The following is a 14,891-nucleotide window of genomic DNA, read 5'->3' on the forward strand; positions in this document are numbered from 1 at the left end:
GTGGTCATCTTGATGGTCTGGCTGCCGGACGGGCTGCTGAGCTTGCCCGACCGTATGAAGGCCAAGAAACAATCCAAAGAAGCCAGCGCCGCACGCGCTGCAGCAGGAGCCAAGCCATGAGCCAATCCCTTTTGAAAGTCACCGACCTGAAGAAGGCTTACGGTGCAATCCAGGCGGTGGGCGGTGTGAGCTTTGAAGTCCAGCCCGGCGAAATCTTCGGTGTGATTGGCCCCAACGGCTCCGGCAAAACCACGCTGTTCAACAGCATGCTAGGCCAGATCACCCCTGACACCGGCAAGATCGAACTCAACGGCGAGGACGTGACCCAGTGCGGCCCGCTGGAGTTGAACCGCCGCGGCATTGGCCGCACCTTCCAGACCCTGCAGGTGTTCGGCAAGATGAGCGTACGCGACAACCTGATCGTCGCCGCCCAGGAGCACCAGGGCACGATGTTCAGCCGCATGTTCGCGCCCAGCGACTCGGGACTCGGTGCCAAGGCCGATGCGCTCATCAAGCGCTTTCGCATCGAGCACGTGGCCGACAAAAAGGCCGGTGAACTCAGCTACGGCCAGCAAAAACTGGTGGATATCGCCATGGCCTTCATGAGCGAGCCCGACCTGGTGCTGCTGGACGAACCCTGCGCAGGCGTGAACCCCAGCCTGGTCGGCGGCATCTCTACCCTGCTGAAAGACCTGAACCGCAACCCGGCCAGCGGCAAGAAAAGCAGCTTCGTGGTCATCGAGCACAACATGGACTTCGTAATGGACCTGTGCCACCGCATCATGGTGATGGTCGAAGGCAAGGTGATGGCCATCGGCACACCGGCGGAAATACGTGGCAACAAACAGGTTTTAGATGCCTACCTGGGAGCATGAAAATGAGCGACACCTGTATTGAATTCAATGACGTGGTGGCCGGGTACAAGGACTTCATGATCCTGAACAACCTGAGCTTCAAGGCCCAGACCGGCTCCATCACCCTGCTGCTCGGCCCCAACGGCGCGGGCAAGTCTACGGTGCTGAAAACCCTTTTTGGCCTGCTCAAACCGCGCTCGGGGCAAATCAAGCTGTATGGCAAAAGCGTGGTCGGGCTGACGCAAAAGGAGCTGCTGGCCCAGGGCATCGCCTTTGTGCCGCAGGGCCGCAACCTGTTTGGCCAGCTGACGGTGTGGCAAAACCTGGAGCTGGGTGGCATCACCATCGGCAAGGAACTGACGCACCAGCGCATCCCCGAGGTGCTGGAGTTCTTCCCGCGCGTCAAGCAGCGCATGGACAGCATGGCTTCAGCCTTGTCGGGCGGCGAGCAAAAGCAACTGGAGATTGGCCGCGCCCTGCTGTTGCGCCCCAAGGTGATCCTGATTGACGAGCCCAGCATTGGCCTGTCGCCCATGGTGGTGGGAGATGTGTTCAAACTGCTGCGCAAACTGGCCGACCAGGGCACCACGGTGCTGATGGTGGAACAAAACGTGAAAAGTGCGCTCAAAATATCCGACGAAGCGATTGCGCTGGAGTCTGGCCGCCTGGTGCTGCAAAAACCGGCATCCGAATTGCTTGCAGACCCGCATATTGAGCGCCTATTTTTGGGTGGAGCGCATGCCGCACCTGCACAAGCAGCTACTATTTAAGGAGCATTTAATCCATGAGTGATTTACTCGCCAACCCCAGCCGCGAGCCCTTGCAGGCCTCGTTCAGCGATGCCTCCAACCCGCTGGGGCTGGACGGTATCGAGTTCATCGAGTACTCCACGCCCAAGCCGCAGGCGCTGGGCCAGGTGCTGGAAATGATGGGTTTCAAACCGGTGGCGCGGCACCGCTCGCGCGAGATCCAGCTGTACCGCCAGGGCGGCTTGAACATCGTGGTCAACGGCCACCCCAGCGACGCGCAGGCCGCAGGCCACGGCAGTGAATCGCCCACCATCTCGGCCATCGCCCTGCGGGTGCGCGATGCGCGTGCCGCCTACCACTACGTGCGCGAGCGCGGTGCCTGGGAGGTCCCCACCCACGCCGAGGTGATGGAGCTGAACATCCCCGCCATCCACGGCGCGGGCGGCAGCCGCATCTACTTTGTGGACCGCTACAAAGACTTCTCCATCTACGACGTGGATTTCATCCCCATTCCGTCGGTTAACCAAAAGCCCGCAGCCACAACCGGGCTGCACTTCTTTGGTGTGGTGCAGTACATCGGCCCGGAGCGCAGCTACGACTGGATCGAGTTCTACAACGCCTTGTTTGGCATGGCCCTGATCCCCGACGAAGAGCGCTTCGGCATCATGCCCAAGGGCAGCCTGCTGCGCAGCCCGGCGCTGGAAGCCGCCAACAGCTTCATGCTGCAACTGATCGAGCCCGAGCTGAACGTGCACGATGCGGATGAACGCCTGCAGCGCATCGGCCTGGGCGTGCCCGACGTGCTGGAGGCGGTGAAGGCCTTGCGCGCACTCGGCGTGGAGTTTGTGGAAACGCAGGCAACCCATACCGAAAGCCGGGGGGCGATCACCAAGACCTACCTGGGGTCTGTCGTATTCGAGCTCGTGCATAGCGAGAAGACGGGCCCCCACGCTGCGCACTCCGTGTCTTCGCTGCCCCCCGAGGGGGCCACAGCATGAAAGACCACGCCATCCAAGGCTTCGGCATGGACACCATCACCCTGGCCGGGCCTTTGAAGGCCAAGCTCAAGGCCATGGTGGACGCGGGCTTTACCCAGGTGATGCTCAAGGCCAACGACATTGTTGGCCACCCGGACGGCATGGAGGCAGCGGTGGCCGAGGTCAAGGCCAGCGGCCTGCGCGGCACCGGCTTCCAGGTGCTGCGCGACTTTGAGGGCCTCAGCGGCCACCTGCACGAGTACAAGATCGACATCGCCAAGGCCATGCTGCAGATGTGCGCGGCGCTGGATTGCAAGGTGCTGCTGGCCTGCTCCAGCACCTCGCCGCACGCCAGCCAGGATCTGGACCATATCGCCCGCGACCTGCGCAAGCTGGCCATGCTGGCCGTGCCGCTGGGCATCCGTATCGCCTACGAGGGCCTATCGTGGGGCCGCACGGTGAACGAATTCACCACCGCCTGGGACGTGGTGTGCCGCGCCGACTGCCCCAACCTGGGCCTGGGCATCGACGGCTACCACATCGTGGCCGCCAAGACCTCGCTGGACGAGATCGACTACCTGGACCCGAGCAAGATCTTTCTGGTGCAACTGGCCGACTTCATGTGGCAGGAGACCAAGACATTCGAAGAGCGCATGACCACCGCCCGCACCTACCGCGTGTTCCCCGGTGAAGGCGTGCACAGCGAGCAAATGGTGGACCTGGTGCTCAAGCTCGACCGCCTAGGCTACCGCGGCGACTACAGCTTTGAAGTCTTCAACGACGACTATGTCAACCTGCCCCTGCCCGTGGTGGCCGCCCGCGCCCGCAAAAGTGCGCTGTGGCTCAGCGAAGACGTGCTACGCCGGTCTACGCCATTGCCGAATGACATGCGGCTGAAACAACGCAGCTGAACCCAAGGGCCTCCGTTTCTTTGCATAAAATAAGGCTCTCACGCTTATTCCACTAGCGTGAGCAGCTCTTATTTGCATAGCATCCATGCCCACCACCGACATCGCCCACCTGCGCGCCCGCGCCACCCAGCACACCACGCCCTGCGGCGACGGCCACACCGTATGGCATGTTTGGGGGGCACCCGGCAGCCAGCCGCCGGTGCTGTTGCTGCACGGCGGCAGCGGCAGCTGGACGCACTGGCTGCGCAACATCCAGAGCCTGGTCGATGCCGGACGGCAGGTGTGGGTGCCCGACCTGCCCGGCTTTGGCGACTCCGACCTGCCCACCGACGGCAGCGATGCCGACGCCCTGCCCCTGCCGCTGGAGGCAGGTTTGCAGCAACTGCTGGGCGACACACCAGTGGACCTGGTGGGCTTTTCGTTCGGCGGCATGGTCGGCGGCTTTCTGGCCCAGGCCTATCCAGCGCGCGTGGCCCGCCTGGTGCTGGTCGGCGCGCCCGCCCTGGGCATGGTGCAGCGCAATACCGTGCCCTTGAAAGCCTGGCGGCACCTGCCCGACCCGGTGGCCCGCGAAGCCCGGCACCGCCACAACCTCACGGCGCTGATGCTGTTCGACCCGGCAGGCGTGGATGCCGACACCCTGGCCCTGCACATCGCCAACGTGCTGCGCGACCGCATCCCTGGCCGCCGCCTGTCGTACACCGATGTGCTGTCCCTGGCCCTGCAGCAGGTGCGTTGCCCGGTGTGGGCCATTTATGGGCGCGAGGACGCACTCTACCTAGGGCGGCTGGACGCGCTGGCCGCCGCGCTGCAGGCCGCGCCCACCTTCCAGTCGCTGCAACTGGTGGAGCAGGCGGGCCACTGGGTGCAGTACGAGCGCGCCGAGGCGTTCAACGCCGCACTGCACACGGCCTTAGGTCGTTAGCGAGGTAACAACCGATCGCTATCTCCTACACTCCCCGCTATGAAAGTGCTAGCCCCCGCCCCCAAATCCGAATCCCGTACCAACGACCCTGAGCGCACCCGGGCCGACATCCTCACCGTGGCCACACGCGAGTTCTCGGAAAAAGGCTTTGCCGGGGCCCGCATCGACCTGATCGCCGAAGCCACGCGCACCAGCAAGCGCATGATCTACTACTACTTTGGTAGCAAGGAAGGCCTGTACCTGAAGGTGCTGGAAGATGCCTACAGCCGCATCCGCACCATCGAGAGCGCGCTGCACCTGGAAGACCTGGAACCCATCGAAGCCCTGCGCACCCTGGTCGGCTTCACCGTGGACTACGAGCGCGCCAACCCCGATTTTGTGCGCCTGGTAATGAACGAAAACATCCAGCGCGGTGCCTCCCTGGCCCGCAGCACCACCATCCAGCAGCTCAACGCCACCGCCATCGACGGTGTCAAAGCGGTCTACCAGCGCGGCGTGGCCGCAGGCGTGTTCCGCCCCGGCCTGGACCCGGTGGATCTGCACATGTCGATCAGCGCCCTGAGCTTCTTCAACGTGTCCAACAGCCACACCTTCACCCTGATCTTCCAGCGCGACATGGACAGCCCCGAAGCCGCGGCCCAGCGGCGCGAGAACGTGGTGGAGATGCTGCTGCGGTATGTGCAGCGGTAACCGCGACTGCGTTATTTGGCCAAAGGCGAAAGACGGCTTGGCTTACACGCCAGCCACTGGCAACGGGGTCTGAAACGCATCCTCGTAGAAACCGGCAATCTGCTCCGCCATCGGCAATTGCAGCTCACGCGCTGCACCATAAGCCTGTACCAGCAATATCGAGGCCTCGGCTCTGTCTGCTATGCGTCCTCTTAGCAGCAGCCACCGCGCCACCAACAGCTCGTGCCGCTGGCCCAACTGGTCATACACCGGCAAGGCCTCTTCACGCAGCATCCGCACTGCCGCATCCGGTTCCCCTTGGATCTGTAGTATTTCAGCGATTCGGCCCATGGTCTGCGCCCGTGCCATCACATCGCCCAAGGCCTGGTACACCGGCAGTTGCTCTTCACGCCGTATCCGCAGCGCCCCGTCGACATCACCACGCTGCAGCAGCACGTCGGCCACCTTGCCCAGTACGGCGGCCCGCGAACGCAGATCGCCCAGATGCGCGAACGCCGGTAACACGTCTTCGCGCCAGATCTTCAGCGCCGCGTCGCCATCGCCCCGCGCCTGCAACACGTCGGCGATCTGGCTCAGGGTTCCCGCCTTGGCGTGCACGTCACCCAGCTTTTCATAGACCGGCAGCTCCTCTTCACGCCGGACCCGCAAGGCCTCGTCCAGATCACCACGCGCCTGCAGCACATCGGCAATCCGGCCCAGCGTCAGCGCCCGCGAATGCACGTCACCCAGCGTCTCGTAAATGGGCAATTCTTCTTCGCGCCGGATGCGCAACACCTCGACCCAGTCGCCCTGTTCAAACAACACATCGGCAATTTGGCCCCATGCCAGGGCCAGGTTGTGCGGGTCGCCCAGCTTCGCAAAGACCGGCAAGACCGCGTCCCGCCGGATCTTCAACGCGCCGCCCAGATCACCTTGGCGTTCCAGCACATCGGCGATCCGGCCCCGCGTCAACGCCCAGCTGCTCTCGTCGCCCAGCCTCTGGTACACCGGCAACAGCTCGTTTTGCCAAATAGCCAGGGCATCGTCCAGTGCGCCTTGCATGAACAGCACATCGGCCCGCGTGCCACGGGCCAACGCCCACTCCCGGTCATCCCCCCGCGCAAAGTCCAGCACGGCCTTGGCATCTGCGGCCTCCAACGCCCGCACCGGGTCGCCACTGCGCAGAGCGACCTGGCCCAAGGTCCACCACAAGCCGCTCAAATGGTCGGGCTCCAGGGCAAAGTGCAGGATCAAGCGCTCGCACAGCGCTTGCCACGTGCCATACGGCCCCTGGCCCACCGCCAATGCCGAACCGGCGCGTTCCGCCGCCAGCGCCGCATCCGGTGGCAGCAAAGCCAGCCAGTACGCCAAGGCCTCGGACTCGTCCCAGAGCTGCCTCCAGGCCAGGCCCTGGGCCGCGTTACCGGTTTCTGGCAAGCGTGGCATGAACCAGGCCGTCAAACGATCGCGCACGGTGGCCACATCAGGTCCGGGTTGCCCGCGCAAAAACTCGGCCAGCAATGGATGGAGCTGGCTGGTCTGGCCCTGGGGCGTGTACTGCAACAGGCTCAGTCGGGCAGCGCCAGGCGCAAAAAGCCGGTATGCGGCTTCGTCAAGTCCGGCGATGGCCGCAGACAAAGTGAGCCCGGTTTTTGCCGCCGGGCCGTGCGCCAGGGCGACCAGCGCCTGTTGCCAGAGCGGATCGGCACCGCGGCCCGCGCACCATTGCCGCCAAGACAGCGCAAACGACGACCGGAGGATGGCCCGGGCCCGGTTGGTGGTCAACCGTGGATCGCCAGGATGCGCCGGCTCCAGCCCCAGGCCCTCGCGCCGCAGCGCGTCCCAGAACGCCTGGGGTGCCAAGCCCAGGCTAAGGTGGCTGGCCGCAATGTGCAACGCCAGCGGAAGGTTGCCGAGCTGGCCCGCCAGCTCAACCGCCTCGGCAGGTGTGAGTGGATGACCGCTCGGCTCCACTTCGGACATCAGCAGCGCACACGCATCACGGTCCCGCAGGGATCCCAAAGGAATGCGGGTCCACCCCGCGCCGCTGCCCAGGCCCGTGTACCGCGCGGTGACCAGGATGGGGCAGCCGGGCAGCCAATTGACCAGCTCGCCCACGGCGCTGGCCTGTGCTGCGCTGTCCACGTTTTCAACCAACAGCAGGCAGCCATGGCCACCGGAACCGGCTTGCAACGCAGCCCCCAGCCGGGCCCACAGCGTGTCGGGCGGCCCTGCGCTGCGCAGGCGGTCGGCCAGTTGCTGCCCCAGTTCCATCGCAGACGGCGGGGGCGCTAGCGGGTCCAGCAGCAGGCGTTGGTAGTAGTTATTGGCATCGGCATCAGCAGACGCTCCCAGGGCGGGCATCCAGTGGTGCCGCACAAAATGCTCGGCCAACCGGGTCTTGCCCACACCGGCCATGCCCTCCACCACGCAGCACTGGACCGCGCGCACCGGGGCCGGGCCAGGGCGGGTCAGCAAGGCTTTGCCGATGTGGGCCAGCTCGTCGGCGCGGCCCACAAACTCTCCTGGAATGAACTGCGCGGCAGGCAGGATGGGCGCAACCAGGGCCAGCCGGCCATCGACGCTGCCGGGGTACAACCCGTTGTCGTTGTGCCAAAACCCATTAGCAGACCAGGTACGGGCCCAAAGTTGCTGCAGTGCAATGCCTTGCCCAGCGGGCAGCTGTACGTCCAGCACCTGGAAACAATTGGGATAGCGGTCGTGCTCGTACAAGCAGCCCGCAGCGGCAATCTGCAGATGGGCACCGGGGCTGCTCCAGCGAGCCAGCTTGGGGGCATGCAGGTGGCCGTGCAGCAGCAGGCTGACACCGTAGTGGCTGAGCAGGCCCTGCACCAGGCTGCCATCGGCCAGATCGGTCAGCGGGTGGTGCACCAGGGCCATGCACCATCCCGGCAAAGGCTTGCCGCCATTTGTCAGCAAGCGCCCCACCTGCTCGTCGGTGATCCGCAGCCGACCGGCATCGTTGTCGTCGCCCGCCAGCCAGGCACTGTCCAGGCCGACGATATGCAGCGGCACATCCAGCCCCAGGTCGAGCGACACGCGGTAGCCCAGCCGGGGATGCAGACCGGGCAAAAAACGGCCCAGCCCCATCGATGCCAACCAGGCACGGTAGGCATCTTGGCGTTGCAGCACGGCATCGGGCCAGCTTTTTTGAAAACCCAGGGGAGGCTTGCCTCCGGCAATCCAGCGGGAGAACTCTTGCCCATCGGCCCGCCAAGCCAGCTCCCGCAGCTTTTTCCAAGCGGGTGGGTTAACTGAGCGGTCTACATCGTGGTTGCCCGGCACGCAGAAGAAGCGCTCCCGGTCCACTTTCAGGATGCGCAGCAGTTCTTCTACAAATTGTGTTGCCTCGGCGTATTGCCCGACCTGCCCGGATTGCGCCAGATCCCCGGTAAAACACACCAGGTCAATCGGCCCGTCTGCTGCCAGCTGCACGAGGTTTTCGGTCCACGTGCGGCCCATCACGCGGCGCATGCGCCAGCCAGACGCGGCCTCTTTGCCCAGATGCAGATCGGAAATATGAAGAATACGCAGCCTGTTGCGCGCCACCATACAGCCCCCTTGTGAGGAATCGGGGAATCTATTGTGGAGCAGCAACCGGGCGCTGGATAGTCCCGAAAGCATGGGCGTTTACACCACCAGCCCGGGCTGCCATAATTTTAATGAAAAGTGGCTCTAGCGCAATATCCATCTACGCTATTTGCTATATTTTATATAGCAAATGTATTTTAACGCCCCACCATATCCCCCGGCACCACCCACTGGTCAAACTGCTCGCCCGTCACGTGCCCCGAGGCGACGGCGGCTTCGCGCAGGCTGCTGCCGTCCTTGTGGGCTTTTTTGGAGATATAGGCGGCCTTGTCGTAGCCAATGTGGGTGTTCAGTGCGGTCACCAGCATCAACGAGCTGTTGACCAATGCCGTGATGCGCTCGCGGTTGGGCTCGATGCCGACGACGCAGTGGTCGTTGAAGCTGACCATGCCGTCGCTCAGCAGGCGCACGCTTTGCAGAAAGTTGTGCGCCACCATGGGGCGGAACACGTTCAGCTCGAAGTTACCCGACGCGCCGCCGAAGTTGATGGCCACGTCATTGCCAAACACTTGGGCGGCCAGCATGGTCAGGGCTTCGCTCTGCGTGGGGTTGACCTTTCCGGGCATGATGCTGGAGCCGGGCTCGTTCTCGGGAATGCTGAGCTCGCCAATGCCGCTGCGCGGGCCGCTGGCCAGCCAGCGCACGTCGTTGGCGATCTTCATCAGGCTGGCGGCCAGGGTTTTGAGCGCGCCGTGAGCGTGCACCAGCGCGTCCACCGACGCCAGGGCCTCGAACTTGTTCGGCGCGGTGACGAAGGGCAAGCCGGTCAGCCGGGCCAGTTCGGCCGCCGCCGCTTCGGCGTAGCCCTTGGGCGCGTTCAGCCCGGTGCCCACTGCCGTGCCGCCCAGCGCCAGCTCGCACAGGTGGGGCAAGGCTGCCTGGATGTGGCGCGCGCCGTGGTCCAACTGGGCCACGTAGCCCGAGAATTCCTGGCCCAGGGTAAGCGGCGTGGCATCCTGCAAATGGGTGCGGCCAATCTTCACGATGCTGTCGAAATCTGCCGATTTTTGCGCCAGCGTGGCGCGCAGCTTGCCGATGGCGGGCAGCAGTTTGTGGGTGATGGCATCTACCGCCGCCACGTGCATGGCGGTGGGAAACACGTCGTTACTGGACTGGCTGCGGTTCACGTCGTCGTTGGGGTGCACCAAGCGCCCTTCCCCGCGCTCGCCGCCCAGCAGCTCGCTGGCGCGGTTGGCCAGTACCTCGTTGACGTTCATGTTGGTTTGCGTGCCCGAGCCGGTTTGCCACACCACCAGGGGAAATTCACCGGGGTGGTGGCCCGCGATCACCTCGTCGGCGGCGATGGCGATGGCCTGGGTTTTGGCGGAGTCCTGCAGGCCCAGCGCCTGGTTGACCACCGCCGAAGCCCGCTTCACCAGCGCCAGCGCCCGGATGATTTCGCGCGGCTGCTGCTCGCCGGAGATGTCAAAGTTTTGCAGCGAGCGCTGCGTCTGCGCCCCCCACAGCTTGTCGGCGGGGACCTCGATGGGGCCAAAGGTGTCGCGTTCGGTACGGGTGGTCATAAGGCGAAGTACGGGGTTGAGGTGCTCAAATGATAGCAATTCTCAACAACCCCGTCTCTAACGGCCTACATCAGCCCAGCTTGATCGCCATCGGGTCGGCCGTCAAATACCCCACCGCCGCGCCGAAGCGGTCGTTGTAGTTGGCGCGCACCAGCGGGTCCAGCGTGGCTTGTACCTTGCCGTGCAGGGCCGGAATCCAGTCACCCGCGTGCTGGAAGTTGCTCATGATGTAGGTCCAGCCGTTGATCTCGTCCACCACGTGCAGACCAGTGGATTCCGCGCCGGCGGGGGTAGACAGCACGCGGCTCAGGGCCTTGGTGTCGACGTTGTAGGCCCACAGGTAGTTGTTGACGTGCAGGCTGGTGTCTTCGCCGATGAACAGGGTGCGCAGCTTTTCCGAGAACTTCAGGTTGTCGGGATTGGCGATTTTGTCGATATGGGCCAGGTTGCCCATGGCATCGGCGGCGATGTCTTCCCCGGCCAGCAGGGTTTTAGTGGCGGTGGGCACCCAGTCGCTGCGGATGGCCTCGCCCACAATGTCCTTTTGGCCGCCCATCAGCTTGTGCTCGATTACCGCACCGGCCACCAGGGCTTTGGGCAAGGCGATGCCGCTGCCCGCCGTCCAGCCTTTGCCGCCCTTGACCATGGATTCCTGGATGTAGGACAGCGCGGAATAGGCCACCTTGTCTTTGATGTTGACGGTGGTGCCTTCCATCTTGGTGAAGGCCATGGTGCCGCCCACCAGGCCAGCGTAGCGGTGGGTTTCCAGGAAGGCGGCGGCTTTTTCCATGCCGGGTTTCACCTTGATCCAGTTGGGCACGCCGCTCAAAAATACCTGGGTGAAGCTGGCATCTTTGGGGTCGTCCTTGCGCACGTCCATGATGTCGGCGGGCTTCAAGGTATTGGCCATGTGCTCAATCTCGGCGCTGGTGGCGTGGCCCAGTTTGACCCAGTAAACGCTGGCGGCGGGCGCTGCCGGGTTCACCGAGAAACCGGTGTCCAGGCTGGCCACGTACAGGGTGCCGGCGGACAGGTCTTTTTCGCGGTCGGCCACAAACATGAACAGGCCGCCATTGGTGAAGTCGTCGCCCATCAGCGCGGTGCGGTTGTCGGGCATGACCTGGATCAGCTCGTGCGAGATGCGGCCCAGACAGTAATGCTTCTTGATGGAGCCGGTGCCGTCGGGGTGCACCGTCACTTCGGGCAGGTGGCCGTAGTGGTAGGGGTTGGCTTTGTTTTCGTCGCCAAACACGTTCTTGCTGAAGGCCTTGAAGTGCTTCACCTCGCCGATGAAGGGGGCGTTGGGCTCGTACTCTTCGCTGGACAAATGCGTGTTCCAGGGCGACAGGCTGGCCCCGCAGGTAATCCACAGGCCGTGGGCGCTGGAGGTATCCACGTTGTGGTACTTGACCAGGCTGAGCTGGCCGGTTTTGGGGTTTTGGTCGAGCGTCAGCACGGCGATGGGCGACGGCAGCGTGCCGTAGGCATCGGTGCCCTTTTGGTCGCGGGTGGTGTATTCGAACTGCACCACGGCGAAGACGGTGTTGCCCTTCACGCCGGGCACATTGGCATTGGACAGGGTCAGCAGCGAGCTGCCATCGGGGCAGTCGGAGAAGAACTGGCGCTCCTTGCCGGGTACCGAGCGGTCCAGGATGGGCTGGTTGCGGATATCCACGTAGCCACCGGCCAGCACCTTGCCGCCCTTGCCGTCCGGCACCATGTCGCCGGTGTTAAAGAACGGCTGGTAGGCCAACTTGAAGCTGCGGGTGCTGTTGTCGCTGTAGGCCACGTTCAGGGTCGAGCCCACGGCCACGGTGGCCATGGCCGCCGGATTGGCCAGGGTGGGCGCGGCCATGCCGGTGAAGCTGGCCGACACAAAACCGGCGCTGGACGGCACGGTGGTGGCACAGCCGGACAGCAGCGAGGTGGTGGCAAACGCGCCCAGGGGCAGCATGGGCGCAGTGGCCAAAAATTTCAGGGCGCTGCGGCGCGAGGCAAGGGTGGCTTCAGACATGGTGGGGGTCCAGAGGGTGGGGAATGGGTCAGGCTTTTCGCCGGATCATAAGAAGGGGATATATCAATTTTTTGACACCTGCCCAGCCCAGCCCGTTCTGCAGAATTTATAAAGAAAGAGCCTCTAGCGCATATACAGCCTACGCCCACCGCTATGCAAAATATAGCATGCGGTTTTCCCGAAGCAAGCTGCATTGCCCCGCCACCGCAGAGGGGATAATCTGAGGGTTTGCCCTTTCTTTCCCATCCACATCCAAGCCAGGCCCCCCATGACTGCCATCCGCCAAGCCGATCTGATCGAATCCATTGCCGCCGCCCTGCAATACATCTCGTACTACCACCCGGCCGACTACATCGCCCACCTGGCCCGCGCCTATGACCGCGAACAGAGCGCGGCGGCCAAGGACGCGATTGCGCAGATCCTGACCAACAGCAAGATGAGCGCCACCGGCCAGCGCCCGATCTGCCAGGACACCGGCATCGTCAACGTGTTCCTTAAAGTCGGCATGGACGTGCGCTGGGAAGGCTTCACCGGTTCGTTGGACGACGCCATCAACCAAGGCGTGCGCCAGGGCTACGCCCACCCCGACAACACCTTGCGCGCCAGCATCGTGGCCGACCCACAGTTCGACCGCAAGAACACCAAGGACAACACCCCCGCCGTCATCCACACCGAGATCGTGCCCGGCAACACGGTGGACATCACCGTCGCAGCCAAGGGTGGCGGCAGCGAAAACAAGAGCAAGATGGTCATGCTGAACCCCGGCGACTCGGTGGTCGACTGGGTGCTGAAGACCGTGCCCACCATGGGCGCTGGCTGGTGCCCGCCCGGCATGCTGGGCATCGGCATCGGCGGCACGGCCGAAAAAGCCGTGCTGATGGCCAAGCAAAGCCTGATGGACGACCTGGACATGTACGAACTGCAGGCCAAGTCCTCTGCCGGTGGTGCACTCACCAAGACTGAAGCCCTGCGCCTGGAACTGTTCGAGAAGGTCAACGCCCTGGGCATCGGCGCGCAAGGCCTGGGCGGCCTGACCACCGTGCTGGACATCAAGATCAAGATGTACCCCACCCACGCCGCCAGCAAGCCCGTGGCCATGATCCCCAACTGCGCCGCCACCCGCCACGCCCACTTTGTGATGGATGGCAGCGGCCCGGTCTACCTGGACCCACCGAGCCTCGATCTGTGGCCCAACGTCAACTGGACGCCCGACTACAACAAGAGCAAAAAAGTCGATCTCAACACCCTGACCAAGGCCGAAGTCGCCAGCTGGAAGCCCGGCGACACCTTGCTGCTGAACGGCAAGATGCTCACCGGCCGCGATGCCGCCCACAAGCGCATCCAGGACATGCTGGGCAAGGGCGAAAAGCTCCCCGTCGACTTCACCAACCGCGTCATCTACTACGTCGGCCCGGTTGATCCGGTGCGTGACGAAGCCGTAGGCCCGGCCGGCCCGACCACCGCTACCCGCATGGACGGCTTCACCGAAATGATGCTGGCCGAAACCGGTTTGATCTCCATGATCGGCAAATCCGAGCGCGGCCCGGTCGCCATCGAAGCCATCAAGAAGCACAAAAGCGCCTACCTGATGGCCGTGGGCGGCGCCGCCTACCTGGTGAGCAAAGCGATCAAAACCGCCAAGGTAGTGGGCTTTGCCGATCTGGGCATGGAAGCCATCTACGAATTCGACGTGGTGGATATGCCCGTGACCGTGGCCGTGGATGCAGGCGGCACCAGCGCGCACATCACCGGTCCGGCGGAGTGGCAGAAACGGATTGCCACGGGCGAGTTCAAGAACATCGGAGTTGTGGCGGCTTGAATGCCCCCATAGGCGTTTTTGACAGCGGCATCGGCGGCTTGAGCGTCTTACAGGCGCTGCAGGCTGCCCTGCCGCTGGAGCATTTCGTCTACCTGGACGACAGCGCCTACGCGCCCTACGGCGAGCGCGACGATGCGCACGTTGTTAATCGCTCCCGTGCCATCACCACCTACCTGCGCCAAGCCCACGGCATCAAGGCCCTGGTCATCGCCTGCAATACGGCGACCATGGCGGCCGTGGCCCTGCTCCGCGCCGAGCACCCGGACCTGCCCATCGTGGGCGTGGAGCCTGGGCTGAAGCCTGCAGCCGCCGCCAGCCACACCAAACACGTGGGCGTGATCGGCACCCGCGGCACCGTCACCAGCGCCAAATTCAAGGCCTTGCGCACCAGCCTGCAAGACCAGGCCACCTTCGTCGTCCAGCCCTGCGACGGCCTGGCCGATGCCATCAGCCGCAGCGTGGAAACCCAGGATGATTCAAAAATCATAGCACTGTGTGCAGACTACACCTGTGCTATGGGCCAATTTGGCTTAAATCCGGGCGAAATCGACACGCTGGTACTGGGCTGCACCCACTACGTGTTCGCGCAAGCGCACCTGGAACAGCTGGTCGGCCCGCAGGTGCGCATCCTGTCCACCGGCGAACCAGTGGCACGGCGCACCCGTCAGCTGCTGGAAGCCGGCGGTTTGCTGCACAGCGGCCCCGGCGGTCTGCAGTTGCTCACCACCGGCGAAGCGGCGGTGCTGCAGGCTGCAGCGCAGCGCTGGCTGGGCCTGCCGGCACAGCACGGCGCACAGGCGGCGCACGTACATATCGACAGCAGCCCAGCGCTCTGAAA

11 protein-coding genes are annotated in these 14,891 nt (G+C 64.1%); 8 read left to right on the forward strand and 3 right to left on the reverse strand.

What is annotated here, in order from left to right; translation table 11 throughout:
- Positions 1-116 precede the first annotated feature (116 nt).
- From Q0T48_RS06640 to Q0T48_RS06665, 6 genes are all read left to right on the forward strand, one after another.
- Positions 117-875, forward strand: coding sequence for an ABC transporter ATP-binding protein (locus tag Q0T48_RS06640; RefSeq protein WP_295954115.1), 759 nt, complete (start codon positions 117-119; stop codon positions 873-875).
- Between the two features lie 2 nt (positions 876-877).
- Positions 878-1,624: an ABC transporter ATP-binding protein gene (locus tag Q0T48_RS06645; protein WP_295954118.1), complete on the forward strand. Its 747-nt coding sequence runs from the start codon at positions 878-880 to the stop codon at positions 1,622-1,624.
- 14 nt (positions 1,625-1,638) lie between these two features.
- Positions 1,639-2,601, forward strand: coding sequence for a VOC family protein (locus Q0T48_RS06650; protein WP_295954121.1), 963 nt, complete (start codon positions 1,639-1,641; stop codon positions 2,599-2,601).
- The gene (locus Q0T48_RS06655; protein WP_295954124.1) at positions 2,598-3,491 is read left to right on the forward strand and encodes a sugar phosphate isomerase/epimerase family protein; all 894 of its coding nucleotides are present in this window, start codon (positions 2,598-2,600) and stop codon (positions 3,489-3,491) included. Before Q0T48_RS06650 ends, Q0T48_RS06655 begins: the two co-directional genes overlap by 4 nt.
- Positions 3,492-3,576: 85 nt before the next feature.
- Positions 3,577-4,416: an alpha/beta hydrolase gene (locus Q0T48_RS06660; protein ID WP_295954128.1), complete on the forward strand. Its 840-nt coding sequence runs from the start codon at positions 3,577-3,579 to the stop codon at positions 4,414-4,416.
- 39 nt (positions 4,417-4,455) lie between these two features.
- Positions 4,456-5,106 carry a TetR/AcrR family transcriptional regulator gene (locus tag Q0T48_RS06665; protein WP_295954135.1) on the forward strand — a complete coding sequence of 217 codons (651 nt, stop codon included), beginning with the start codon at positions 4,456-4,458 and terminating at the stop codon, positions 5,104-5,106.
- 42 nt (positions 5,107-5,148) lie between these two features.
- Here Q0T48_RS06665 and Q0T48_RS06670 read toward each other — a convergent pair whose 3' ends face one another.
- The 3 genes from Q0T48_RS06670 to Q0T48_RS06680 all read right to left on the reverse strand — a co-directional run bounded on the left by Q0T48_RS06670 (position 5,149) and on the right by Q0T48_RS06680 (position 12,234).
- Positions 5,149-8,658, reverse strand: a complete 3,510-nt coding sequence (locus Q0T48_RS06670; protein ID WP_295954138.1) for a metallophosphoesterase — start codon at positions 8,656-8,658, stop codon at positions 5,149-5,151.
- 176 nt (positions 8,659-8,834) lie between these two features.
- Complete coding sequence (fumC, locus tag Q0T48_RS06675; protein ID WP_295954141.1) at positions 8,835-10,220, reverse strand: class II fumarate hydratase; 1,386 nt, start codon at positions 10,218-10,220, stop codon at positions 8,835-8,837.
- A 70-nt stretch (positions 10,221-10,290) separates the two neighbouring features.
- Positions 10,291-12,234, reverse strand: a complete 1,944-nt coding sequence (locus tag Q0T48_RS06680; RefSeq protein ID WP_295954143.1) for an alkaline phosphatase PhoX — start codon at positions 12,232-12,234, stop codon at positions 10,291-10,293.
- A 268-nt stretch (positions 12,235-12,502) separates the two neighbouring features.
- Between Q0T48_RS06680 and Q0T48_RS06685 the strand changes: the two genes are divergently transcribed.
- Positions 12,503-14,053, forward strand: coding sequence for a fumarate hydratase (locus tag Q0T48_RS06685; RefSeq protein ID WP_295954144.1), 1,551 nt, complete (start codon positions 12,503-12,505; stop codon positions 14,051-14,053).
- Positions 14,050-14,889, forward strand: coding sequence for a glutamate racemase (murI, locus tag Q0T48_RS06690; RefSeq protein WP_295954147.1), 840 nt, complete (start codon positions 14,050-14,052; stop codon positions 14,887-14,889). The genes Q0T48_RS06685 and murI overlap by 4 nt, the downstream gene beginning before the upstream one ends.
- Positions 14,890-14,891 lie beyond the last annotated feature (2 nt).

This window comes from Rhodoferax sp., assembly GCF_025354435.1.
Lineage (GTDB): Bacteria > Pseudomonadota > Gammaproteobacteria > Burkholderiales > Burkholderiaceae_C > Rhodoferax_B.

What these genes read in the sequence shown, in the direction of transcription:
- Q0T48_RS06640 (WP_295954115.1), top strand. Translation starts at nt 117, where the DNA reads ATGAGCCAATCCCTTTTGAAAGTCACCGACCTGAAGAAGGCTTACGGT.
- Q0T48_RS06645 (WP_295954118.1), top strand. Translation starts at nt 878, where the DNA reads ATGAGCGACACCTGTATTGAATTCAATGACGTGGTGGCCGGGTACAAG.
- Q0T48_RS06650 (WP_295954121.1), top strand. Translation starts at nt 1,639, where the DNA reads ATGAGTGATTTACTCGCCAACCCCAGCCGCGAGCCCTTGCAGGCCTCG.
- Q0T48_RS06655 (WP_295954124.1), top strand. Translation starts at nt 2,598, where the DNA reads ATGAAAGACCACGCCATCCAAGGCTTCGGCATGGACACCATCACCCTG.
- Q0T48_RS06660 (WP_295954128.1), top strand. Translation starts at nt 3,577, where the DNA reads ATGCCCACCACCGACATCGCCCACCTGCGCGCCCGCGCCACCCAGCAC.
- Q0T48_RS06665 (WP_295954135.1), top strand. Translation starts at nt 4,456, where the DNA reads ATGAAAGTGCTAGCCCCCGCCCCCAAATCCGAATCCCGTACCAACGAC.
- Q0T48_RS06670 (WP_295954138.1), bottom strand. Translation starts at nt 8,658, where the DNA reads ATGGTGGCGCGCAACAGGCTGCGTATTCTTCATATTTCCGATCTGCAT.
- fumC (WP_295954141.1), bottom strand. Translation starts at nt 10,220, where the DNA reads ATGACCACCCGTACCGAACGCGACACCTTTGGCCCCATCGAGGTCCCC.
- Q0T48_RS06680 (WP_295954143.1), bottom strand. Translation starts at nt 12,234, where the DNA reads ATGTCTGAAGCCACCCTTGCCTCGCGCCGCAGCGCCCTGAAATTTTTG.
- Q0T48_RS06685 (WP_295954144.1), top strand. Translation starts at nt 12,503, where the DNA reads ATGACTGCCATCCGCCAAGCCGATCTGATCGAATCCATTGCCGCCGCC.